The 23624-nt window shown below is 62.7% G+C and carries 16 protein-coding genes; 5 read left to right on the top strand and 11 right to left on the bottom strand.

Features of this window, described 5'->3' with window-relative positions; all coding sequences use genetic code 11:
- Positions 1 to 268: 268 nt before the first annotated feature.
- On the bottom strand, positions 269 to 1513 hold the full coding sequence (locus ACLIRY_RS11315; protein WP_413205494.1) for an MFS transporter: 1245 nt from the start codon (positions 1511 to 1513) through the stop codon (positions 269 to 271).
- Positions 1514 to 1589: 76 nt separating this feature from the next.
- Here ACLIRY_RS11315 and ACLIRY_RS11310 point away from each other — a divergent pair, with 76 nt between their 5' ends.
- Positions 1590 to 2429, top strand: a complete 840-nt coding sequence (locus ACLIRY_RS11310) for an AraC family transcriptional regulator (RefSeq protein ID WP_413205493.1) — start codon at positions 1590 to 1592, stop codon at positions 2427 to 2429.
- 3 nt (positions 2430 to 2432) lie between these two features.
- Here ACLIRY_RS11310 and ACLIRY_RS11305 read toward each other — a convergent pair whose 3' ends face one another.
- From ACLIRY_RS11305 to adh, 3 genes are all read right to left on the bottom strand, one after another.
- Entirely contained in the window at positions 2433 to 2813 is a 381-nt protein-coding gene (locus tag ACLIRY_RS11305; protein ID WP_413205492.1) for a DUF779 domain-containing protein, read from the bottom strand.
- Between the two features lie 286 nt (positions 2814 to 3099).
- Complete coding sequence (yiaY, locus tag ACLIRY_RS11300) at positions 3100 to 4251, bottom strand: L-threonine dehydrogenase (RefSeq protein WP_413205491.1); 1152 nt, start codon at positions 4249 to 4251, stop codon at positions 3100 to 3102.
- A 115-nt stretch (positions 4252 to 4366) separates the two neighbouring features.
- Positions 4367 to 5887 carry an aldehyde dehydrogenase gene (adh, locus tag ACLIRY_RS11295; RefSeq protein WP_413205490.1) on the bottom strand — a complete coding sequence of 507 codons (1521 nt, stop codon included), beginning with the start codon at positions 5885 to 5887 and terminating at the stop codon, positions 4367 to 4369.
- Between the two features lie 352 nt (positions 5888 to 6239).
- On the opposite strand from adh, the gene ACLIRY_RS11290 reads away from it, so the two are divergent.
- A complete protein-coding gene (locus ACLIRY_RS11290; RefSeq protein ID WP_413205489.1) occupies positions 6240 to 8225 on the top strand; it encodes a sigma-54-dependent Fis family transcriptional regulator in 1986 nt (661 codons plus the stop codon).
- A gap of 46 nt (positions 8226 to 8271) precedes the next feature.
- On the opposite strand, the gene ACLIRY_RS11285 is transcribed toward ACLIRY_RS11290, so the two are convergent.
- The 3 genes from ACLIRY_RS11285 to ACLIRY_RS11275 form a co-directional block, all read right to left on the bottom strand.
- Entirely contained in the window at positions 8272 to 9843 is a 1572-nt protein-coding gene (locus ACLIRY_RS11285) for a GMC family oxidoreductase (RefSeq protein ID WP_413205488.1), read from the bottom strand.
- 4 nt (positions 9844 to 9847) lie between these two features.
- Complete coding sequence (locus ACLIRY_RS11280) at positions 9848 to 10477, bottom strand: twin-arginine translocation signal domain-containing protein (protein WP_413205487.1); 630 nt, start codon at positions 10475 to 10477, stop codon at positions 9848 to 9850.
- 103 nt (positions 10478 to 10580) lie between these two features.
- On the bottom strand, positions 10581 to 10976 hold the full coding sequence (locus ACLIRY_RS11275; RefSeq protein WP_413205486.1) for a VOC family protein: 396 nt from the start codon (positions 10974 to 10976) through the stop codon (positions 10581 to 10583).
- Positions 10977 to 11372: 396 nt separating this feature from the next.
- Here ACLIRY_RS11275 and ACLIRY_RS11270 point away from each other — a divergent pair, with 396 nt between their 5' ends.
- Together ACLIRY_RS11270 and ACLIRY_RS11265 are read left to right on the top strand one after the other, a co-directional pair.
- Positions 11373 to 13427: a methyl-accepting chemotaxis protein gene (locus ACLIRY_RS11270; protein ID WP_413205485.1), complete on the top strand. Its 2055-nt coding sequence runs from the start codon at positions 11373 to 11375 to the stop codon at positions 13425 to 13427.
- Positions 13428 to 13957: 530 nt separating this feature from the next.
- Complete coding sequence (locus tag ACLIRY_RS11265; RefSeq protein ID WP_413205484.1) at positions 13958 to 14398, top strand: helix-turn-helix domain-containing protein; 441 nt, start codon at positions 13958 to 13960, stop codon at positions 14396 to 14398.
- 370 nt (positions 14399 to 14768) lie between these two features.
- On the opposite strand, the gene ACLIRY_RS11260 is transcribed toward ACLIRY_RS11265, so the two are convergent.
- Positions 14769 to 15128, bottom strand: coding sequence for a ribbon-helix-helix domain-containing protein (locus tag ACLIRY_RS11260; RefSeq protein ID WP_413205483.1), 360 nt, complete (start codon positions 15126 to 15128; stop codon positions 14769 to 14771).
- A gap of 148 nt (positions 15129 to 15276) precedes the next feature.
- The gene (gene rnd, locus ACLIRY_RS11255; protein ID WP_413205482.1) at positions 15277 to 16437 is read right to left on the bottom strand and encodes a ribonuclease D; all 1161 of its coding nucleotides are present in this window, start codon (positions 16435 to 16437) and stop codon (positions 15277 to 15279) included.
- Between the two features lie 145 nt (positions 16438 to 16582).
- On the opposite strand from rnd, the gene aspS reads away from it, so the two are divergent.
- On the top strand, positions 16583 to 18394 hold the full coding sequence (gene aspS / locus ACLIRY_RS11250; protein WP_413205768.1) for an aspartate--tRNA ligase: 1812 nt from the start codon (positions 16583 to 16585) through the stop codon (positions 18392 to 18394).
- Positions 18395 to 18696: 302 nt separating this feature from the next.
- Here aspS and ACLIRY_RS11245 read toward each other — a convergent pair whose 3' ends face one another.
- Both ACLIRY_RS11245 and ACLIRY_RS11240 read right to left on the bottom strand, forming a co-directional pair.
- Positions 18697 to 19437, bottom strand: coding sequence for a ribonuclease T2 family protein (locus ACLIRY_RS11245; protein ID WP_413205481.1), 741 nt, complete (start codon positions 19435 to 19437; stop codon positions 18697 to 18699).
- Positions 19438 to 19693: 256 nt separating this feature from the next.
- A complete protein-coding gene (locus tag ACLIRY_RS11240) occupies positions 19694 to 23368 on the bottom strand; it encodes a vitamin B12-dependent ribonucleotide reductase (protein WP_413205767.1) in 3675 nt (1224 codons plus the stop codon).
- Positions 23369 to 23624: the final 256 nt, after the last annotated feature.

Raw genomic sequence — 23624 nt, 5'->3', positions numbered from 1 at the left:
GTCGCGGACCAACTTGGCCTCGCAGCGCCTCTCATACCAAGCGGCGCGGGTTGAAAGCCACGCCGCTTTTCTTGCGTTCAAACGCCAGGCGGGCTTTTGCGCGCCATAAGGCGCGGCGGCCACTTGGCCGCTTCCAAGGTGCGGTGAGGCAAACTCACCGCACCTTGGTATACCATTTCCAGTTTCACTCTAAGTGCCTGGGGTCTGGGGCCTTTCGGCCCCAGTGGGGGACGGGGCGAAGCGCCGTGACTGGCCCCCTCCGGTCGCGTCACTCCCCAGCAGGTGCGGGGGCGGTGGCAGGAATGGGGCGGATCAAAACCGTTTCCCGCCCCGGTTCTGGATGGTTGGGCACCAGCCGGGCCAGAACCAGGGAGAGGCAGGCCATGCCCGCACCCGTCAGGAAGACCGCGCTGGGATTGGTCAGCCAGATGATGCCGAAGAGCGCCGGGATGATCACTGCGGCGATGTGATTGATGGTGAAGCTCATGCCGGAGGAGGAGGCGATATCCTCTGGCGAGGCGATCTTCTGGAAATAGGCGCGGATGGCGATGGCCATGGCGAACAGCAGGTGGTCGACCACATAGAGACCGCCCGCCACCCAGGAATTGTCCACCACCGCATAGGCCAGGAAGATGCCGATCAGGCCTGTATATTCAAAGGTCAAGGCCTTGCGCTCGCCCCAATGGCCGATGGCCTTGCCGATCTTGCCGGCGAACAGCATGTTGATCACTTGGTTGACCACGAACAGCAGGGTGATCTCGGACGCAGAGAAGCCGAACTTCTCCACCATCATGAATCCGGCGAAGACCGTGAAGATCTGGCGGCGGGCACCGCCCATGAAAACCAGGGCGTAATAGAGCCAATACCGCTTGCGCAGGAACAGCCGCTTGTTCTGCACCGTCGCCTGGGGAAAGCGGGGGAAGACCCGCCAGGCGACCAGGGCGAAAACAACGGTCAAGCCACCACCGAAGGCATAGACCCAGGCGTAGTCCACCTTGAGGACTTCCAGCATTAACCAAACCACGGCGAAGGCCGCGATGCCCGAGGTTGCCCGCGCCGCGATCTGCTTGCCCATGGCTGCGGCTGCCCTCTCCTTGCCGATCCATTGCAGGGTCAGGGACTGTTGGAGCGTCTCTTGGTAGTGGAAACCGATGCTCATCAGCACCGTCGTCAGGTAGAGCCCGAGGACGGAGGGGAACAGACCCGTGATGGCGGTGCCCACCCCCAGAAGGCAGAGGCTGGTCAGGAGCAGGGTCTGTTCTCGACAGAGCAGCAGCACGAAGACGACGCTAAAGGCCAGAAAGCCCGGGATTTCACGGATGGATTGAAGCAGACCCATGTTTTCGCCGGTGAAGGCGGCCCGTTCGATGGCAAAGTTGTTGAGGAGGGCTTGCCAAGTTGAAAAAGCCACCGGCATGGCCGCCGCAGACAGCAGCAGGAAGGCCTCGGGACCCCGGGGATCCAGTCCTTCCCGAAAGCGACTCAGAAAAGTAAAGGGGGAAAGGCGGGCCATGACGACCTCCAAACAGGAAGATTGCGAACGAGTTGCGCTTAAAATAAGGTGATCTTTTTCGCCTGTCTCACGGCATATGGACAATGGATATCGGAAAACGGACATCGTCGAGGACCTGGAGGCGGGACTGGCACCCGGTGCTGACGTGACGCGTCACTTTCCGACGCCTCGACGGGACATCCTCACTCGGGTGGTGGATTGGGCGCATGGGACCCATATCCACCCCCACTCCCATGAGTGGTGGCAATTGGTCTATTCCGAAAGCGGGGTGATTTCCGTTGAAACGGAAGAGGAGACCTGGGTAGTTCCCCCGGACCGGGCCGTCTGGGTTCCGGCGGGGGTGGTGCATCAGGTGCGCGCCCCCAAAGGAGGACGGAACCGCAGCCTCTACATCACCAGCGCGGCGGCCTGCCGCTGGGGATTGCCAGAGCAGTGCCGGGTGGTGGCTATCCCTCCCCTGGTCCGTGAATTGATCTTGGAATTCGGCCACCTACCGGAGGAATACGACGAGGACGGGCCGGATGGTCGCTTGGCGCATGTGATCCTGGACCGACTGGCCTGTTTGGAGGAGGTGCCCTTGAACCTGCCGTGGCCCAAGGACGGTCGCGCCCTGGCCGTGGCGCGGGGACTGGAGGCGGACCCGGCGGACAACCGTCCCTTGGAGGTTTGGGCGGGTGAGGCGGGCGCTTCGGCCCGGACGCTCGCCCGGCTGTTCCAACGGGACTGTGGCCTGACCTTCGGCCAATGGCGGCAGCGGCTCCGGCTGCTTGCGGCCCTGGAGCGTTTGGGGGCGGGGGCGTCGGTGACAGAGGTTGCCCTGGACCTGGGCTATGACTCGACCAGTGCCTTCATCGCGATGTTCCGCGCGGCCTTGGGTGTGACGCCGGGAGCCTATGTCCGTTTGAATGGGCGGTGAGGATTAGGGGGCGTCCTGGGCTTCCAGGGCTGCACTCTCGGCGTCGGTGAAAATTCGGGAGCGGGTGAGGAAGCGGACGCCTCGGCTGTTCTCCAGGGAGAACATGCCACCCCGGCCTTCTACCACATCGATGATCAGTTGGGTGTGCCGCCAATACTCGAACTGGGCGCGACCGATGTAGAAGGGGTGGCCGCCGATCTCTCCCAGGAACACGTCCTGGTCGCCGATGATCAGGTCATCCCGGGGATAGCACATGGGTGAGGAGCCGTCACAGCAGCCCCCGGACTGGTGAAACAGAATCGGGCCGGTTTCGGCCACAAGGGTTTCGATGAGCGCAAGGGCGGCGGGCGTTGCCGTGACGCGAAGGGGCGGGGAAGCGGTCATGGGCAAAACCTCGCGAAAGCCTGTGGGGAGGGAAGAGACGGCCCTTTCCTCCCAGGAAGGCTGTGGGAGGAAGGGCCGCCCTCGGACCGCCGCGGGCCAATGGGCCGAAGCCCGCAACGGGAGAGTCAGCGGCTTCCTGGCACTGTCCAGGGAGCCGCCCAGGGTTAGGGTAAAACTGGATCAGCTCGAGTCAAATTGGCCCAGTTTCACTCTCATTCTATAGATTTTAGAGTGTCTTCGAGGCCAAGCCTGGTCGCAAAGCGACCCAACTTGATCTTGGAATACTCTAGGCCGCAGACCGGAAGATCGCTTCGATATCCGTCTGATTGGCCCGGCGCGGGTTGGTCAGTCCGCAGGCGTCCTTCATCGCATTGGCTGCCAGGGTCGGGATGTCGCTGTCCTTCAGGCCCAATTCCGTCAATCCGGCGGGGATGCCAATATCCGACGACAGGGTCCGAATTGCGGCGATGGCGGCTTGCGCTCCTTCGTCGTCGGACAGGCCGGAGACATCCTTGCCCATGGCCGCGGCCACCTCCTTTAGACGGGCGGCGCTGCTCGGCGAGTTGTAGGCCTCGACATGGGGCAACAGAACAGCGTTGCAGACGCCATGCGGCAGGTCATAGAAGCCACCCAACTGATGGGCCATGGCATGGACATATCCTAAAGAGGCGTTGTTGAACGCCATGCCGGCGAGGAATTGGGCATAGGCCATGGCGTCCCGTGCTGCGAGGTCGTCGCCATGGACGACGGCTTGGCGCAGATGGGTCGCGACGAGGCTGATTGCCTTCAAGGCGCAGGCGTCGGTGATCGGCGTCGCGGCCGTGGAGACATAGGCCTCGACGGCGTGGGTCAGCGCGTCCATGCCCGTGGCAGCGGTCAGGGCCGGAGGTTTGCCCAACATCAATTCGGGGTCATTGACCGACAGGATGGGGGTGACGTGCCAATCCACCACGGCCATTTTCACATGGCGGGTCTCGTCGGTGATGATGCAAAAGCGCGTCATCTCGCTGGCCGTTCCGGCGGTGGTGTTGATCGCCATCATCGGCATTTGGGGGCGGGGAGATTGGTCCACGCCTTCGTAATCGGCAATGGAGCCCCCATTGGTGGCGCAGAGGGCGATCCCCTTGGCGCAGTCATGGGACGATCCACCGCCGACGGAGACGACAAGGTCGCATCCCTTGGACTGCAGAAGCGCCAAGCCCGTTTCGACATTGCCCGTCGTCGGATTGGGATGGGTGCCATCGAAAACCGTGGAGGCGAGGCCGATCTCGGTCATCAGGCCGGTGACTTTCTCGACAATGCCACTTCGGACGACACCCGGATCGGTCACGATCAGAGCATGGGTAAAGCCCTGGCCGCCGATATGGTTGATGGCGTTCCGAAGGCATCCCGGCCCCATTAGATTAACAGAGGGAATGTAAAATGCAGTCTGTGTCATGGTTCCATACCTGGTTTTATTGGCCAGCCTGCTTGGCCCAGCTTGCCTAGCCTGATTTTCTTGGACTGAGTATGAAGAAAGGGGACAATTATAGTCCCCTTCCGGTCTGACGGATTTAAAAGAAGCCCAAGGCTTTTCCAGAGTAGGAAACCAGCAGGTTCTTGGTTTGCTGGTAGTGGTCCAACATCATGGAGTGGGTTTCGCGCCCGATACCGGACTGCTTGTAGCCACCGAAGGCCGCATGGGCCGGATAGGCGTGGTAGCAGTTGGTCCAGACCCGACCGGCGTGAATGGCCCGACCGAAGCGGTAGCAGGTATCGGCGCTGCGGCTCCACACGCCCGCGCCCAGTCCATAAAGGGTGTCGTTGGCGATATGCAGGGCCTCGTCATTGTCCTTGAAGGTGGCGACGGAGACCACGGGGCCGAAGATTTCTTCCTGGAAGATGCGCATTTTGTTGTTGCCGTGGAACACCGTGGGCTTCACGTAGAAGCCGCCGGCAAGGTCACCGCCCTGAACGTTGCGCTCGCCACCGATCAGCAATTCGGCGCCTTCCTGCTTGCCGATGTCGATGTAGGAGAGGATCTTCTCCATCTGCTCGCTGGAGGCCTGGGCCCCGATCATGGTTCTCGGATCCAGCGGGTTCCCCTGGACGATGGCCGCGACACGGGCCAGGGCCTTTTCCATGAACTTGTCGTAGATGGACTCGTGGATCAGGGCGCGGGAGGGGCAGGTGCAGACCTCACCCTGGTTCAGGGCGAACATCACGAAGCCCTCGATCGCCTTGTCGAGGAAGTCGTCGTCCTCGGCCATCACGTCGGCAAAGAAGATGTTCGGGGATTTGCCGCCCAGCTCCAGGGTCACCGGGATCAGGTTCTGGCTGGCGTACTGCATGATCAGGCGGCCGGTGGTGGTCTCACCGGTGAAGGCGATTTTGGCAATGCGAGGGCTCGAAGCCAGGGGCTTGCCCGCTTCCAGGCCGAAGCCGTTGACGATGTTCAACACACCCTTGGGCAGCAGGTCACCGATCAATTCAGCCAGAACCAGGATGGAGGCGGGGGTCTGTTCTGCGGGTTTCAGCACCACGCAGTTTCCGGCGGCCAGGGCGGGAGCCAGCTTCCACACGGCCATCAGGATCGGGAAGTTCCAGGGAATGATCTGGCCGACGACGCCCAGGGGTTCGTGGAAGTGATAGGCCACGGTGTCCTGGTCGATCTGCGACAGGGTGCCTTCCTGGGCGCGGATGCAGCCCGCGAAATAACGGAAATGGTCGATGGCCAGCGGCATGTCGGCGGCCATGGTCTCGCGGATCGGCTTGCCGTTGTCCCAGGTCTCGGCCCGGGCGAGCAGCTCAATGTTGTCTTCCATGCGCTGGGCGATGGCGTTCAGGATATTGGCGCGCTCTGCCGGGGAGGTATGGCCCCAGGCATCCTTGGCGGCATGAGCGGCGTCCAGGGCCAGCTCGATGTCGGCGGCCTTGGAGCGGGGGATGGAACAGATCACCTTGCCGGTGATCGGCGAGGTGTTGTCGAAATAGGTGCCGTCCTTGGGGGCAATCCATTCGCCATTGATGAAGTTGCCGTACTGGGCGGCGAAGGGCGCGGACTGAAGGGTCGACAGATCGACGGGCTTGTTCATGGAAGGGGACTCCCTGGGGCTTTCTTGTTGAAACCAGGTCTCACTGTTTCGTTGAGACGGGACATCAAAACGCAAGTCTCGTGCCAGTCTCGATCTGGGGCGAACCGGCGTGGATCGATCCCCCTCCGTCCTTCGGGTTAAGTCTTTGAAAATCATAGTGCGCAAGGAAATTGCGGCAGTGCAGTAGAAGTGGGTTGATAATTACCGAAATCTGGACAGGCTTTCGGCTTCCGTGGCAGAGTGTCGCCAGGACCGACAGAGGGCGCGCGACAGCTGTCGCGGAAAGCGACAGGCGCGCGACATCTCGAAAAAAGAACAGGGTCCTGAAGAAGCCTAGGGGAGGATTTCGCCCATGGACGTCCGTGTTTCGGTCAGCCTGGAACGCGCCCGCCGTTTGTTCCTGGACCGCGGCGCGCTGCCACCGGACCTGGAGGGTACGCCCATTGCCCGGTCCTGGCGGCGCTGCGCCGATATGGGATTGGACCTGACGGCCGCGCCGCAGGTGGCGGCGTTGACGGAACGGGAAATGGCCCGGCAAGCGGAGCGCTATGAGCGCCTGCGCCGGGCCAGTCGGGCGGAAATGGAGCTGTTGCGGGGGGAAGCGGCGCGCTCCGGTGGCGTGGCCCTGCTGTCCGATGCCGATGGGCTTATTCTGGAGGCCAGCGGGGCGGAGCACTTCCAGCGCAAGGCCGCGCGGGTGTCCCTGCGCCCCGGGGTCTCCTGGAATGAGGCCCATCTGGGCACCAATGCCATCGGTACGGCCCTGGCCGAAGGGCGGGCGGTGGAGGTGCGCGGGGCGGAACACTATTTCGCGCCCCATGCCTTCTTGACCTGTTCGGCGATGCCCATCCTGGGTCCCGATGGGCGGGCGCTGGGGATCCTGGACCTATCGGCACGCGCCGGAGCGCCGGGGGAAGGGGGAGCGAGCCATGCCATGGGGCTGGTGGGGCTGGCCGTTTCCCAGATTGAGCACCGCCTGTTCGAGGGCGAGTTCCCCCATTGTGAAGTCCTGCGCCTCCACGGCTCTCCGGACCTGCTTGGAACCCATCGGGAAGGGATCCTGGTGTTCGAGGGCGACCGCCTGCGGGCGGCCAACCGCCATGCCCTGGGGCTTCTGGATCTCTCCTGGGATGCCCTGAACCGCTCGCGTTGGGAAGACCTGTTTGAGGGGCCGTTGGGGGCCTGGGGGCGGGATGGGAGCGGCGGTCCCCGGGACCATCAGGGACGCTCCTTCCATGCCCGCCTCGATCGCCCCCAGGATCGCCTGCAGTCTCGCCCCCAGGATCGATTCGGGGGAGCCCGCTCCCCGGTCTTGCCCGGCGTCCGCTTTCCACAAGGAGGAACGCCGGAGCCCTATCTGACGCCCGCCACCCGGGCGGATTTGGAGCGAGCCTGCCGCTTGATTGATGCCGATGTTCCGGTGTTCGTCCGGGGCGAGACGGGGGCGGGCAAGGAGGTCTTTGCCCGCCGTCTGCACGCCCTGTCGGCGCGGGGGAGCCAGTCCTTTGTGGCGGTCAACTGCGCAGCCCTGCCCGAAAGCCTGATCGAAAGCGAGCTGTTTGGATATGAGGAGGGGGCCTTCACCGGCGCCCGCCGCAAGGGCCATAAGGGGCTGCTGCGGGAGGCCGATGGCGGCGTGTTGTTCCTGGATGAGATCGGCGATATGCCCATCGAGCATCAGGCCCGGCTGCTCCGTGTCCTGCAGGAGCGCGAGGTGACCCCCCTGGGGGGGAGCCGCCGCATTCCCGTGGATATCGCGCTGATCTGCGCCAGCCATAGGGACCTGGAAACCCTGGTGGCGGAGGGGCGGTTCCGCCAGGATCTGTTCTTCCGAATCGCCCAGTTCACGGTCACCCTGCCGCCCCTGCGCAGCCTGCCCAACCGGGAGGAGATGGTTCAAGCCCTGTGGAAGGATATCGGCGGGAGCCGGGGGATCACCCTGGAGCCCGGGAGCATTGCTCTTTTGGCGGCCCATTCCTGGCCAGGGAATTTTCGCCAGCTCACCTCCGCCCTGAAGGTGTTGGCGGCCCTGGCTGACCCGGGGCAATGCCTGACCCCGGAAAACCTGCCCGAGGGCGTTTTGGGGCGAGAAGAGGCGGTGACCGCTCCCCCTGCGGCGACGGAACCACCGGCTGTTCGACCCGCCAAGGGGGCCGGATCCGGGGCAGGATCAGGATGGGAGCCAGGGCGGGGAGATGCCTCCCTGGACAGCCTGACGCGGGAGGCCATGCGCGCCGCGCTGGAGGCCTGTAACGGGAATGTGTCCAAGGCCGCGCGGCGGCTGGGTGTGCATCGCTCCACCCTCTACCGTCGCCTTTCGGAGGCAGAGAGAGGGTGACGGGCCGGGACCCGCAGGGGTCCCGGCTGTCCTTCCGAACGGGCGGTCACAGGGTCTTTTGGCCCATGCGTTCGGCGATGTGGTCTGCCTGACGGATGGCCAGGGCAACGATGGTCAGCGTCGGGTTTTCCGCCGCACCGGAGGTGAACTGGCTGCCGTCGGAGACGAACAGGTTGGGGATGTCGTGGGTCTGCCCCCAGCGGTTCACCACCCCGTCCTGGGCCTTCTCGCTCATGCGGTTGGTGCCCAGGTTATGGGTCGACGGATAGGGCGGCGTGGGGAAGGTCCGCAGCGCGCCCACGGCGTCATAGAGAGCCGCCCCTTGCGTATAGGCGTGGTTGCGCATGGCCAGGTCGTTGGCGTGGTCGTCGTAGTTCACATTGGGAATGGGCAAGCCGAACTGGTCCACTTCCGTCGGGTGGAGGGTGATGGCGTTGCTTTCCTGGGGCATATCCTCGCCGACGATCCACATGCCGGCCATGTTGGCGTAATCGTCCATCGCCGAGGAGAAGCTCCGCCCCCAGGATTGGGGATCAAGGAACGCCGCCATGAAGGGAACACCCAGGGAGAGGGTTTCGAACTCGTAGCCGCCGACGAACCCCCGGGAGGGATCAAACCGGGCCTCGTCCTGGATGATCCCGGCCATGGTCGTGCCCCGGTACATGTGCACGGGCTTCTCGAAGACGCCATAGACGCTGCCCGTCATGTGGCGCATGTAGTTCCGCCCCACCTGACCGGAGGAATTGGCCAGCCCGTTGGGGAATTGTGTGCTGGCGGAGTTGAGCAGCAGCCGGGGGCTTTCGATGGAATTGCCCGCGACGCAGACCACCCGGGCCTTCTGCAGGTGTTGGTTGCCGTCCTTGTCGGCGTAGAGCACGCCGGTCACCTTGCCTTTGGCGTCGTGCTCGATGCGCAGCACCTGCGCGTTGGGGCGGACCTCCAGCTTGCCTGTCTCCTCTCCCTTGGGGATTTCGGCGTAGAGGGTGGACCATTTGGCGCCCGATTTGCAGCCCTGGAAGCAGAAGCCGATCTGTTGGCAGGATCCCCGGTCGTCCCGGGGTTGGGAATTGATGGCCATGCGCCCCGTGTGGCACTCCTTGTACCCCAGTTTGTCTGCTCCGGCCTTCATGACCTTGAAGTTATTGTTGCCGGGCAGGCCGGGAATGCCGTTGGTGCGGGTGACACCCATCTTGAATTCGGCTTTTTCGTAATAGGGCTCCATCTCCTTCAAGGTGATGGGCCAATCGAGCAGGTTGGCCCCCTCCACGGTGCCATAGGTGGTGGCGGTCTTGAATTCATGCTCCTGGAAGCGCAAGGAGGCACCGGCCCAATGGATGGTGGAGCCACCCACGGCTTTGACGATCCAGGCGGGAAGGTTGGGGAAATCCTTCGAGACCCGCCAGGTACCCGAGGTGGTCCGCTTGTCGAGCCAGGAGATCTTGCCGAAGCTCTCCCATTCGTCGTTGACGAAATCCTCAATCTCATAGCGGGATCCGGCTTCGAGAATCACCGTGTCGATGCCCTTCAGGGCCAGTTCCGTCCCGAGAGTGCCACCCCCGGCACCCGAGCCGATGATGACGACCACGCTGTCGTCGTTCAAATCATATGGCGCGCCCATGGTCTTACACCCAATCCAGATCGTTGAAACCGCGGTCGATATACCCACCCTTGTCGGCAGACGATCCCTCGTAGCCAAGGATCTTCCAGACGTCATGGTTGTTGTAGATCGAGACCACCAGGTCGGAGCGGATCGCCTGGAAGAAGGGGCTGTCGGCGATGGCACGGAGGATCGACAGGCGATCCGCTTCCCAGCCCACACGGTCGTAACTCTTGACCCCGAAGCCATCCTTGGCCCGGGCGTTGAGGGTGACCACGCCGTCTTCGAGAAGGTTGCGGAAGGCGTCGTCGGAGGCGGCCTTGGCGTCGTATCCGGCGACCGCCTGGGCGTAGATGGCGTCGGGAAACTGGTCGTGGGGGTAGGTGTCTCGGGTCATCTGGATCAGAACCCGTGCCGTTTCCGGCTTCAGGGTTTTGGGTGCGAATGCCCAGGCTCCGTTGGGGGCCGAGATCAGACCACCGGCCAGGGTCATGGCGACCAGTCCGGCCGTGGCGGCGCTTCCCCGAAGGAAACTGCGGCGGGATAGGGGCACGTGCCCCTTGGGACGAGAAAGGGGCACGTGCCCCTTGGGACGAGAAAGGGGCGCTTGCCCCTTGGGACGAGAAAGGGGCGAGCGCCCCATGGAATGGGTCATTGGATGGTCTCCCTGTGGGTGGCCCCTTTTTGAATGGGGCTTTTTTTGTCGTCGGGATCCGCCGGGGTTGGTCCCCGGTCGGATCGGATGGGACGGCTATCCCTTATTGGTAGCGTCCGTGTCTCCAGAGGACCTCGATTTTGTAGCCGTCGGGGTCCTGGATGAAAAAGAACTTGGCCATCAGGGCATTGTCCCGATGGAACTCCTTGATGGGCGTGGGGGTCAGGCCGTTGGCAATCATCCGCGCGTGCTCGGCCTCCAGGTCGTCCACCGCCACGGCGACATGGCCATAGCCGGTACCATGGGTATAGGGCTCGGTTTGGTCGTGGTTGATGGTCAGCTCGATTTCGAAGTCGGCCTCGGCATTGCGGAGGTAGACCAGGGTGAAGCCGTCGAAGGGAAAGCGATCGGCGATCTCCAGGCCGAAAGCGGTCCGGTAGAAAGCAACGGAGCGGTCCTCGTCCAGGACCCGGATCATGGTGTGGATGGCTTTCGCCACGGGCTGGTTCCTTCTTGCCAACGGAAGTGGGCGACCCTCCAAGGTCGATCAGCGATAGTCGACACCCAGGGTAGGGCGTTCTCCGGTGCCCGTGGTGGCAATATGTTACTACGTCGACAGTCTCTTCACCTTGCGGTCCCTCGGTTTCTTCGTCGCGCAATCATTAACCAAAAGGGTGGGGGATTTATCCTAAAGTCTAGATATCATCCTTCTCCTACCTCGGAGATAGTGGCATATTGTCTAAGTATGTTGCTGTCCTGCTCTCCATACCTATGGGGCCTAATGCATAGGCATGGAGACCGGGGTGGCTGGGTTTGCTTCTGCCTCGGGACCAAGAAAACGTAAAAACAGACCCACCGTCAAAAGGAGGGCCGGATAAAAGAAAGGGACGCATTTATGGGTGATTCGACCAAAGTCGAGGGCCGAAAGGCCGGGGTTGGCATCCGCGAAAAAATTTTCGGTGGGTTTGCCGTGGTTCTGTCGTTGTTGGTGGGGTTGGCGGGGGTGGGCCTTTACGGCTTCTCGCAGGTTTCAGAACAGGTGGTGGCAAGTGGCAAGACCATGCGTGCGGTAACGTCCGTTCGGGAAATCGATCGGCTGGTCCAGGATATCGACCGAACGGTCCGGGAATATAGCGTGACCGGAGACGACGCCCTGATCGCTGTCATTGGCGAAACGCACGATCGTCTGTCGAAAGCGGTTGCTGCGGCCGAGGCCCGAGCCGAGGAGGAGGCACGTCTGGCGCCGGAGTCCGCTGGCGCTAAGGATGCTCTGACGGAGATCCAGTCCCTTCTGACGGCCTATTTCGCGGCCTTCGACAAGGTGACCAAAGGCAAAGCAGAGACCCGTCGGTTGGTCACAGAAGAGTTCTTCCCAGACGGCGAGGACATCACAAAGCGTTTGGAATCGGCTTCGGGCGCAGCCATGGCCAGTGATTCGAACGCCACGGCTCTTGCGGGGCGGCTTCTGCAACGCTTTCAGACGGTCCGTTTGCTCGGGGAACGGGCTGTCGGGAGCACCCGCTATGACGAGGCCGCCGAGGGCGCTGTCCAGACCTGGCTGAAGCGCCTGGAGTCGGGCCGTTCGGCTTTCGAGAAGAGAGCCACAGAGTCCATTGTCGGCGTGGCGGCCCTCTCCCAGGACATAAAGGCCTATGTGGACCTGTTCCGGCGGATTGAGGCGCTGTCCAAGGAGACAACCGAGACAATGGATGGGGATATGCAGACAGCGCGGCAATCCATTATGGCCGCATTGGATGGGCTTGCTGGGCGCAGTACCGAAACCCAATTCGCGCGTCAGGGGAAGGTCGTCACCTTCGTCGGTCGCATGCAGGATATCCAATTGGTCGTTGCTGCCATCGGTGTCATTTTCGGTGTGCTGGTGGCTTGGGGCATTGGTGGGAGTGTGTCCCGCGGGATTGGTCGCATGACAGAGGCGATGTTGGCTCTTGCCAGGGGCGCGCGGGAGGTCGAGATTCCCTTCGCCCAACGCCGGGATGAACTTGGTGCCATGGCCGGGGCGCTGGAGGTTTTCAAGCGCACGGCGGAGGAAGCGGAGCGTCTGGCCGTCGAGGATCGGGCGCGAGCAGAACAGCGGGAGGCCGTCCGTCAGCGGGTGGACCGGGAAATCTCCACATTTGATTCCCGGATGACCGGGTCCCTGGGTCACTTGACCGAGGCGTCTTCAACCCTGCGTGACGTGGCCGACCAGATCAACCTGTCGGTCGACAGCACCAACAGGCTGGTGGGGCAGGCGACGGCGACATCGGAGATGGAGTTGGATAATGTCCAATCCGTCGCTGCCGCCGCAGAGGAATTGGCTGCCTCCATCAATGAAATCACCCGCCAAGTGGAGATGTCCACGGAGGTGACGGCCCAGGCCGTAAACGATGCGGGGCATGCCAGCGACGAGATGGAGAAGCTGCGCGATGCGGCCGGGCGGATCGGAGAGATCACCTCGGTGATCACCGGTATTGCCGAACAGACCAACCTTCTGGCCCTCAACGCCACCATTGAGGCGGCACGGGCCGGGGAGGCGGGCAAGGGGTTTGCCGTCGTGGCGGGGGAAGTGAAATCCCTGGCCACGGAAACGGCCCGGGCGACGGAGGACATCGCCCAGCAGGTCGGGGCGATTCAGGCTACCACCGAGCAGGCGGTTTCTGCCATTGCCGCCATTTTGGATCTGGTGCGGAAAATCGATTCCTTTGTGTCCGGAATCGCCTCGGCGGTGACCGAGCAATCGGCGACCACCAGCGATATTGCCCGCAATGTCAGCGGGGCGACCGAAGGGGCCAAATCTGTGGTGGCGGCGATGACCCAGGTCCGCAGCGCCGCAGCGGAGACGCTGCGGGTCGCAGAACGTTTGATGTCCACATCCTCGGCCCTGAGCGACGGCGACCAGGCAATCCGCCAGGACATGGCACAGTTCATGGACAGCATTCGAGTTGCATAAGGGGCGGAAGGGCGCCTTTCTCCAAGCGGAGCACTCTAAAATCTATAGAATGAGAGTGAAGCGGGATCAGCTTGACTCAAGATGATCCCGTTTCACTCCAGCCGTCATCCCCGTGCAGGCGCCAAGCGCCCGGGTGGGAAAGCCGCAGGGCCAAGGATCCATAAAATCCGGACCGCTGATCTCTTGATGGTAGATCACACGCCACCGTTCGCGGTACACTCTCGATTGTGTCCACCTCAGCGATGGGCAAAGCGGCGTTGGGGGTGGTTGCAGCCACCCCCAACGCCTAACCGCAACCCTGCTTACACTAGGAAAGAGAGCAAGGTCATGGCTAACGCCTGTTATATCCCATTGTCCGCCGTTTCCACAAATTCGTCCTGCTTGCGGGGCGAACCTGGGGGCGCGCTGGCCGGGGGCTGAGGGAGGACGCCGGGCGGGCCGGGTTATCCGGTGGCCTGTTTCCCCATGTCCCCGCTCTGACCCGGTTCGTTTCGGCGGTTCTCCCCGGCCTCCGGTCGGATGTTCCGACCATGGAAAACAGCACCCTTTCCCCGAAGGCGGGAGGGGGGCGCGATGCTGCGCCCACGCCCGTTGATATCAGTGTTGGACGCCGCTTGCGTTGGCTGCGGCGGTCCAGGGGCCTCTCCACAAGGGAGCTTGCCGATCATGTTGGCTTCTCCGGTGCTCAGCTTATGAAATACGAGCTGGGGACCAATCGAATCAGCGCGAGCCGCCTTTATGGCTTGGCCTGTGCCCTTGGCGTGACGCCCTCCTTTTTCTTCGAGGACCTGCCGCCTCCCACGGGCGAGCCGATCCCGGAGGGGGCGGAGATGATGACCCACCCCCTGACCTGGGAGATGCTGAGGGCTTTCGAGGGGATCCGGTCTTCCGCGCAGAAGCAAGCGGCCTATGCGCTTTTGCTCAGCATGGCGGCCTGTTTCGACGCGCCCATCGAGAAAGTCATGCGGTAACGTCAAAGGGGTCCGTCATGGCCGTGAAAACGCCAAGGGGGGCCGTTTCTCTGTGCCGCTCCGACGTTCAAGAATAGGGTGTTTTTATTCGTCATCCCCGCGGACGCGGGGATCCAGGGTTGATTTCGGTGGTGTCGGTGACGGGCGCTCCTGTTGCGTCAACCGCTTCCGTCCCCTGTCCCCACCCTGGATGCCCGTTTTCACGGGCATGACGAAATAAAAATCATCAGCCCTAAATAAAAGATATGTGCATCCCTTAGCGCGTCCGCGGGAATGACGGTTTTGGGGCATGCTCGGACTTTTTCCGCAGTCTGCTACACGTCCGATCGGAGAAACGGCAGCGCCCGGACGGTCTGAGCCCGGGGCCCGCTTACCCGATTGCCATTGCGGCGCCCTTCGCCATTGCCAGCGCCGTGGGTTGGGCCGCCGGATTGCCTCGCGGCACGGAAACGGCGCGGTTTCCCTGTTCATGGGTCTGATCCATGTAGATCAGGCAGCAGCAGCGCAGCATGGACGTGAAGTTGCGCGCCTCCCCATGGGTGGCGATCACTTCATCATGGAGCTTGGCGATGAACCGGGCGACGCTGCTTCCGTCCTTTTCGGCGATTTCTTCCAGGATCCGCCAGAAGACGCGTTCCAGCTGGATTGAGGTGGAAAAGCCGCCCATGCGCACCGAACGGCGCTCGGGCTCATAGTTGGACGTGGGTTGTCCGGCGAAGATTTGGCACATGGGTCGTCCCCCAAAATGTTTGTTTCTTTTGTCCCCTCACCCGGTGTCTTGGGGCAAAGGGGATATTAAAAGTAACAAGTGGAGGCGGCGCGGTCTTGGGAAAAGAGCGACTTTAGGCGAAGGGAGACCTTGCTCCCCTCTCTTTTTATCACTCTCCCAGGGGGATCATACGCAGGCCCAGGCCATCCTCGGTCAGGGCAATGGCCAGATTGCCATGTTTCAGGCGCAGGGCGTCGGCGCCGAATAGCTCTCGACGCCAGCCCTCCAGGGCTGCGACCTGGGCGTTGTCGTCCGCGGCGATCAGTTCCAGGTCGCTCATATTGGCCACCAGCTTCTGAGCCACGCCCTCCTGCTCGCATTTCATTTTGAGCAGCACCCTCAGAAGGTCCACCACGGGACCCAACCCCTGGGGCAGGTCGTCCTTTTTGGGTGGTTGGGGCAGCTCCCTGTCCGAGAGGGATTGGGCCGTCTTGACGGCAGCAATGATCCCCTGACCCATGGAGCCATCGGCCATACCCTTGGATACGCTGCGCAACTGGGATAGCGCTTCGGGAGTGGTCGGGGCGCTGGCGGCGATTTCTAACAAGCCTTCGTCCCGGATGATCCGGTTGCGGGGCAGGTCCCGCTCCTGCGCGGTGCGCTCCCGCCAAGCGGCCAGTTCGCGCAGCATGCCCAGGAATTTGCTGGACCGGGACCGGGCCTTGATGCGCAGCCAAGCCTCTTCCGGTTCGACAATATAACTGGACGGCGTGGTCAGGATGTCCATTTCCTGGGCCAGCCAGCTTTCCCGCCCGCTTTGCGCCAGCATGGCTGCGAGGCTTTCGTAGACGATTCGCAGGTGGGTGACATCGCCGAGCGCGTACTTCACCTGCTTGTCGTTCAGGGGGCGGCGGGACCAATCGGTGAACCGCATGGACTTGTCGATGCGGGCCTTGGTCAGCTTGGTCACCAGGGTCTCATAACCCGCAGAATCACCGAAGCCGCAGACCATGGCCGCCACCTGGGTGTCGAACAGGGGCTTGGGCAGCTTGCCGGATTCGTGCAGGAAGATCTCCAGATCCTGCCGGGCGGCGTGGAAGACCTTGAGGATGCTCTCATCGGCCATCAGGTCATAAAGGGGCGCCAGATCGATTCCCGGGGCAAGGGGGTCGATGCAGCGGGCTTCCTCGGTCCCCCCCACCTGGATGAGGCAGAGCACGGGCCAATAGGTCTTCTCGCGCATGAATTCGGTGTCCACCGTGATGAAGGTTTCTCCCTTCAGGCGGTCACAAAAGGCGGCGAGATCCTGAGTGTTTGAAATCAATGGCATCCCACGCGTATAGCCTTAGCCGCTGCTTCGGGCAAGCGCCACGATGGGGGTGGCTTGACAAATCCGCCCCCAGGGTGTCCTTTCCGACGGAAATCTGTACATGATCATGTACGGAGCCGATCACCCACGCCAGGAATACGCCACCATGCACCGTTACCGTAGCCACACCTGCGACCAGCCGCGTCCCGAGCATGTGGGCCAGACCCTGCGCCTGTCAGGCTGGATCCACCGCAAGCGCGACCACGGCAACCTGTTGTTCGTCGACCTGCGCGACCATTACGGCCTGACCCAGGTGGTCTGCGACGTGTCCAGCGAGGTTTTCAAGACCCTGGAAAGCGCCCGGGTGGAAAGCGTCGTTGCCGTGACCGGCGAGGTGATCGCCCGCACCGCCGAAACCGTGAACCCGAACCTGCCGACCGGTGCGGTCGAGCTGCGCGCGGTCGAGGTCGAAGTGCTCTCCACCGCCGAGGTTCTGCCGATGATGGTGGCCGGGGATCAGGAGTTCCCCGAGGAAATGCGTCTGGCCTACCGTTTCCTCGACCTGCGGCGGGAGAAGGTGCATGCCAATATGGTGTTGCGCTCCAAGGTGATTTCCTTCCTGCGTCAGTCGATGATCGACCAGGGCTTCCTGGAGTACCAGACGCCAATTCTGACCGCGTCGAGCCCCGAGGGGGCCCGCGACTTCCTGGTCCCCTCACGCCTGCATCCGGGCCAGTTCTACGCCCTGCCCCAGGCGCCACAGCAGTTCAAACAGCTGCTGATGGTCAGTGGCTTTGACAAGTACTTCCAGATCGCCCCCTGCTTCCGCGACGAGGACGGCCGCGCCGACCGCAGCCCCGGTGAGTTCTATCAGCTCGATTTCGAGATGAGCTTCGTCACCCAGGACGATGTGTTCAACGCCATCGAGCCGGTCTTGCGCAATTGCTTCAAGACCTTCGGCAATGGCAAGGCCGTGACCGAGGGACCTTTCCCGCGCATTCCCTATGACGAGTCCATGCTGAAATACGGCTCGGACAAGCCGGACCTGCGCAACCCGCTGATCATCGCCGATGTCTCTGAGCACTTCGCCGGGGGCGGCTTCGGTCTCTTTGCCAAGCAGGTGGAGAAGGGCAATGCGGTTCGCGCCATTCCCGCGCCGGGCGCCGCGAGCCGCCCGCGTGGCTGGTACGACAAGCTCAACGAATGGGCCCGCGAGAACGGGGCCGGCGGTCTGGGCTATATCATCTTCGACGAGGCCGGTCCCAAGGGGCCCATCGCCAAGAACCTGGAAGCCGACCGGGTGGAAGCCATCCGCGTTGCCCTGGACCTGAAAGCCGGGGACAGCGTCTTCTTCGCCTGCGACAAGGCGCTCAAGGCCGCCAAGTTCGCCGGTCTGGTCCGCGAGCGGGTCTGCGATGACCTGGGCCTGCGCGAGGAAGGGGTGTTCAAGTTCTGCTGGACCGTCGATTTCCCCATGTACGAGATGAACGAGGACACCGGGCAGATCGACTTCAGCCACAACCCCTTCTCCATGCCCCAGGGCGAGATGGAAGCGCTGGAGACCATGGATCCGCTCGACATCAAGGCCTTCCAGTACGACATCGTCTGCAACGGCGTGGAGCTGTCCTCCGGTGCCATCCGGAACCACCGTCCGGAGATCATGTACAAGGCCTTCGAGATCGCAGGTTACAGCAAGGAGGTCGTGGAGGATAAGTTCGGCGGTATGCTCCGCGCCTTCAAATACGGTGCCCCGCCCCACGGGGGATCTGCCCCGGGTGTTGACCGCATCGTCATGCTGCTGGCCGACGAACCCAACATCCGCGAGGTGATCCTGTTCCCCATGAACGGTCAGGCCCAGGATCTGTTGATGCATGCCCCCAACACCGTGTCTGACAAGCAGCTTAAGGAGTTGCACATCAAGCTCGACCTGCCCAAGAAGGCTTTGAAGGTCGACACCGGAGAGAAGACAGAGGGTTGATGCCCTGTTGGGGTCTTATCCCAAGCGGCGCGGGGTGAAACCCACGCCGCCGGAAAAGTGGGGACCAGTTTTCACGGTATACGACAGTGTCTTGTCTGTTTTGGGCGATTGCCCAAGCCCATTTGGGGGCGATGCCCCCAAACCCCCATTTTTCTTTTAAAAATAACAGTCTGGGGTCTGGGGCCTTTCGGCCCCATTCTCGCCAAAGAGGGGGGGGACGGGGCAAAGCCCCGTGACGGGAAAACACCGACTGTCGTGTCCCGTGAGCGGATTGCCGCAATCGACACTCTTTGGTCAGACTCCTATTGAAGTCCAGTGGGATCCAGGATCCCGGCCTTGCATGTCGACTTTTGCGGGCGCGCAGACCTGAGAAGGTCTCCCAGGTCTGCGCCCGGGGTGATGAGGCCCCGTAAAGAGAGTTTGATCTCGCGGATCAAGGTCCGATCGCCATCCCGTAGGCAGGTCACCTGAACCCGCGCGCCCGTATCCGGGCCAAAGGCCTGATCAAAGCGCTTGCGAATGGCGTCCGTGGAAACGCTCCGCCCGAGGGACTCGGAGAGGAAGGTTCCGACCAGGGAACCGTTGACCGCGTCCGTGAGCGCGAGGGCATCCTGGATGTATTCCTCTGCGCCGCCCTTGGCATTGTAACAGGTACCATGTTTGATCCACTCGTGGCGGTCCAACTGGCTGGCGACGCCGGGCATGGCGGCGTCCAGGCGGGCTTGGGTTTCGGTGGAGAGGGGCGGGACGGGGAGGTGCTTCCAGTCCCCGGCCTTATCTCGCTTGATGTCCTTCGCCGATACGCCGCAATAGACGCGATCGCGGGGCTGCGGCCAAAGGCCGTGGAGGGACAGGCGTTGGCTCGCCTCCGGATGACCGCCCCGATTGAGACCTCGACATTCCCTGGTCTCGGGTTTGGTTTCGCAGAAGGTGGGCTGCCAACTCAGGGCGAGGAGGTTGTCCGTCGACTCCGCCTGTCTTGTTCCGGCGGCCATGGCGTGAAGCGGCAGGGTCAGGACGAGCAACAGCAGGGCGCGGCGCATGGGGGACTCCTCAGAGAGACATGCAATGGTCAGAAAACAGCAAGAAAAAAAGGGGGACCGGGGCATCGCCCCGGCGGGGTTCGGGCGGGAGCCCGTTTTGTTTTCCCTATCACCTTCAGGTGACCGGGCAGGCGACCGGGCAGGAAAAGCAAAAAAGGACCGCCCCGCGGAGCGATCCTTTTTCTGAGCACAGGCGCGCGGGGGAGGGGCGACCGGACAAGCCCCCTTCTCCCCCGCGGCGGGTTTGGCGAACGGCTTAGGAACAGCCGCTCGTCCCCCCGCATGTGTCGCACTTCATGCAGGTGCCATTCCGCACCAGCGTGAAGTTGCCGCATTCGTCGCAGCTGTCCCCTTCGTAGCCCTTCATGCGGGCTTCCCGGATTCGGGACATCTTATCGTCGCTCTCTCCCATGATATCCGTGGTCACGGTCACGGTTTCCTTGGCGTGGGTATGGACATGTCCATGGCCGTCGGTGCCCGTGGACCTTGCCGTTTCGCGGGTCAAGGAATGGGCCACGGCCTCCTTCACCTTGCTCCGTTGCTTCTGCTTGAGCACATAGAGGTTCGACCGCACATACCCGGCGCTGACGGTCTGGGTCAGCAGGTCGCCTTCCCAGTCGTCTTCCAGATCGCCTTCCTCATGGCCGTCGCCCAGGGTATCGGGGGTCAGGTCCTCGGGTTCCACATGGGCCAGATCGTTGCGGCCCAGGTAGCTGATGGCTACCTCACGGAACAGGTAATCCAGGATGGAGGTCGCCATCTTGATGGTCTGGTTGCCTTCGACCATGCCCTGGGGTTCGAAGCGGGTGAAGGTGAAGGCCTCCACATATTCTTCCAGGGGTACGCCGTATTGCAGACCGATGGAAACGGCGATGGCGAAGTTGTTCATCAGGCTGCGGAAGGCGGCGCCCTCCTTGTGCATGTCGATGAAGATTTCGCCCAGGCGGCCGTCCTCATATTCACCGGTGCGCAGGTAGACCTTGTGGCCACCGACGATGGCTTTCTGCGTATAGCCCTTGCGGCGGTCGGGCATGCGATCGCGCTTGGCGACGACCCGCTCGACGATCCGCTCGGCCAGAACCTCGGCCTTGGCCGACAGGGCCTTACCGGCGGTGGCTTCTTCCAGGGTGTCCTCGTCCTCCACGCCGTCCAGCAGCGAGGCGGTGAGGGGCTGGGAGAGCTTGGACCCGTCGCGGTAGAGGGCATTGGCCTTCAACCCCAGCTGCCAGGAGGCCATATAGGCATCCTTGCAGTCCTCGACACTGGCATCGTTGGGCATGTTGATGGTCTTGGAAATCGCCCCGGAGATGAAGGGCTGGGCCGCAGCCATCATGTGGATGTGGCTGGAGACCGACAGGGACCGCGTGCCCAGGCGCCCGCAGGGGCTGGCGCAATCGAAGACCGGCAGATGCTCGTCCTTCAGGCCCGGCGCCCCTTCGAGGGTCATGGCGCCGCAGACGAAGGTGTTGGCCGCTTCGATCTCCGCTTTGGTAAAGCCGATGGCCGCGAGCAGGTCGAAGTTCATGTCGTTGAGCTGCTCGGACTTCAGGCGCAGGGTGTTGACGCAGAAGTCTTCGCCCAAATTCCACTTGTTGAAGACAAAGCGGATGTCGAAGGCGCTGGACAGCCCGTCTTCCACCTGACGGAGAACCTCTGGGGTGAAGCCCTTGGCCGTCAGGGTGGCATGGTTAATGCCGGGAGCGCCCCTCAGGGTGGCATGGCCGACCGCATAGCGGATGATCGACTCGATCGCGTCCACATCATAGCCCAGGGTGGTCAGAGCCTGAGGGACCATGCGGTTAATGATCTTGAAGTAGCCGCCTCCGGCCAGCTTCTTGAATTTCACCAGGGCGAAGTCTGGCTCGATACCCGTTGTGTCGCAGTCCATGACCAGACCGATGGTACCCGTGGGGGCGATCACGGAAACCTGGGCGTTGCGGTACCCATGGACCTGCCCCAGCTCCAGGGCCTTGTCCCAGGCGCGTTGGGCGGTTTCGATCAGATCTTCCTGGGGGCAGTTGTCGATGTCCAGGGGGACCGGAGCGATGGACAGCCCCTCGTACCCCTTGGCGCGGCCCTGAGACGCCCGGCGGTGGTTGCGGATGACCCGCAGCATGGATTCGGTGTTCTCGGCGTAGCCGGGGAAGGCGCCCATCTGCTCGGCCATTTCGGCACTGGTGGCATAGGCCGTGCCGGTCATGATGGCACTGATCGCACCGCAAAGCGCCCGGCCTTGCTCGCTGTCGTAGGACAGGCCGTTGGCCATCAGCAGGCCACCGATGTTGGCATAGCCCAGGCCCAGGGTCCGGAACTTGAAGGACCGCTCGGCGATTTCCTTGGACGGGAACTGGGCCATCAGCACGGAGATCTCCAGCACCACCGTCCACAGGCGGCAGGCGTGCTCGAAGGCCTGGGCGTCGAAAGTCCCGTCCCCGTTGCGGAAGGTCAGCAGGTTCAGCGAGGCCAGATTACAGGCCGTGTCATCGAGGAACATATATTCGGAACAGGGGTTCGACGCATTGATTCGGCCCGAGGTCGGGCAGGTGTGCCAGTCGTTGATGGTCGTGTCGAACTGCAGCCCAGGGTCCGCAGAGGCCCAAGCGGCCACGGCGATCTCGTCCCATAGATCGCGGGCCTTGACGGTGCGGGTCTTGGGAGTCGTGCGGTGTTTCAGGGTCCAATCGGCGTTTTCCAGGACCGCCTTCAGGAAGGTGTCGGTGACCCGGACCGAGTTATTGGAGTTCTGACCGGACACGGTCATATAGGCTTCCGAATCCCAATCGGTGTCGAAGGTCTCGAAGTCCACGCCGGTGTAGCCCTGGCGGGCGAGCTGGATAACCCGCTGGATGTAGTTTTCCGGGATCATCACCTTGCGCCCGGCGATGATGGCCTTCTTGAGGTTTTTGTTCACCTTGGGATCGAACCGCGAGCCATCATCGGCACCATCCCAGTCCTTGGTGGCTTCCATGACCTTGGTCAGATGTTCGGAACACAGCTTGGAGCCAGCGACCAGGGCCGCGACTTTACGCTCTTCCTTGGCCTTCCAGCCGATGAATTCCTCGATATCCGGGTGGTCGATGTCGCAGATGACCATCTTGGCCGCCCGACGGGTGGTGCCACCCGACTTGATGGCGCCCGCAGCCCGGTCGCCAATCTTCAGGAAGCTCATCAGCCCAGAGGACTTCCCGCCACCGGACAGAGGTTCCCCGCCTGCCCGCAGGCTGGAGAAATTGGTCCCGGTGCCGGAGCCATATTTGAACAGTCGGGCTTCCCGGACCCAGAGGTCCATGATGCCGCCCTCGTTCACCAGATCGTCGGAGATCGACTGGATGAAACAGGCATGGGGCTGGGGGTGTTCATAGGCACTGGTGGAGCGGACCAATTCGCCGGTTTTGAAGTCGACGTAATAGTGCCCCTGGCCCGGTCCGTCGATTCCATAGGCCCAATGCAGGCCCGTGTTGAACCACTGCGGGGAGTTCGGTGCTCCCATCTGGCTGGCGAGCATATGGCGCATTTCGTCAAAGAAGGCCCGCGCGTCGCTTTCGCCATCGAAATAGCCGCCCTTCCAGCCCCAATAGGTCCAGGTGCCCGCCATCCGGTCGAAGACCTGGCGGCTGTCGCTTTCCCCGGTGAACCGCTCGGTCTTCGGCAGGGCTTCCAGGGCGTCGATATCGGCTTCCATGCGCCACAGCCACTCGGGCACATTGGATTCGGCGACGGGCTTCAGGCGCGCCGGAACACCGGCCTTGCGGAAGTATTTCTGGGCCAGCACATCCGTGGCCACTTGGCTCCAGGCCATGGGAACCGCCACATTGGCGGCCTGAAACACCACCGAGCCATCGGGGTTCCGAATTTCGCTGGTCGCCTCGCGAAATTCGATGGCGGCATAGGGATCGGTGCCGTCGGTGGTGAAGTGCCGCTCAATACGCATCTGCTTGGTCCTCGCCTTAGTCAAGTGGTGGCCCCCTCCCAGGGAAAAGAAAGGGGGGCTCCGGCAGGAAAACGCCGGTCAAACGGATCCTGCCACCCGATGTCCGGTCTGGTGGCAGGGGCCGCAATGGGAACGGTGTCCACATGCATCCCTTTTGAGGTGGAGCTGGAAACCGTCTAACGGGGCCGGAGGCGTGCTCCGGCGGGAATCTTGGGGTTTTGAGCGCTGTGCGCCCACCTATCCCTGGTATGGAGTG

Origin of the sequence: Rhodospirillum sp. A1_3_36 (genome assembly GCF_047263945.1) — a bacterium.
Taxonomy (GTDB): Bacteria; Pseudomonadota; Alphaproteobacteria; order Rhodospirillales; family Rhodospirillaceae; genus Rhodospirillum.
Note: the sequence above shows the minus strand (reverse complement) of the source record. Positions and strands in the feature narration are given on the sequence as shown.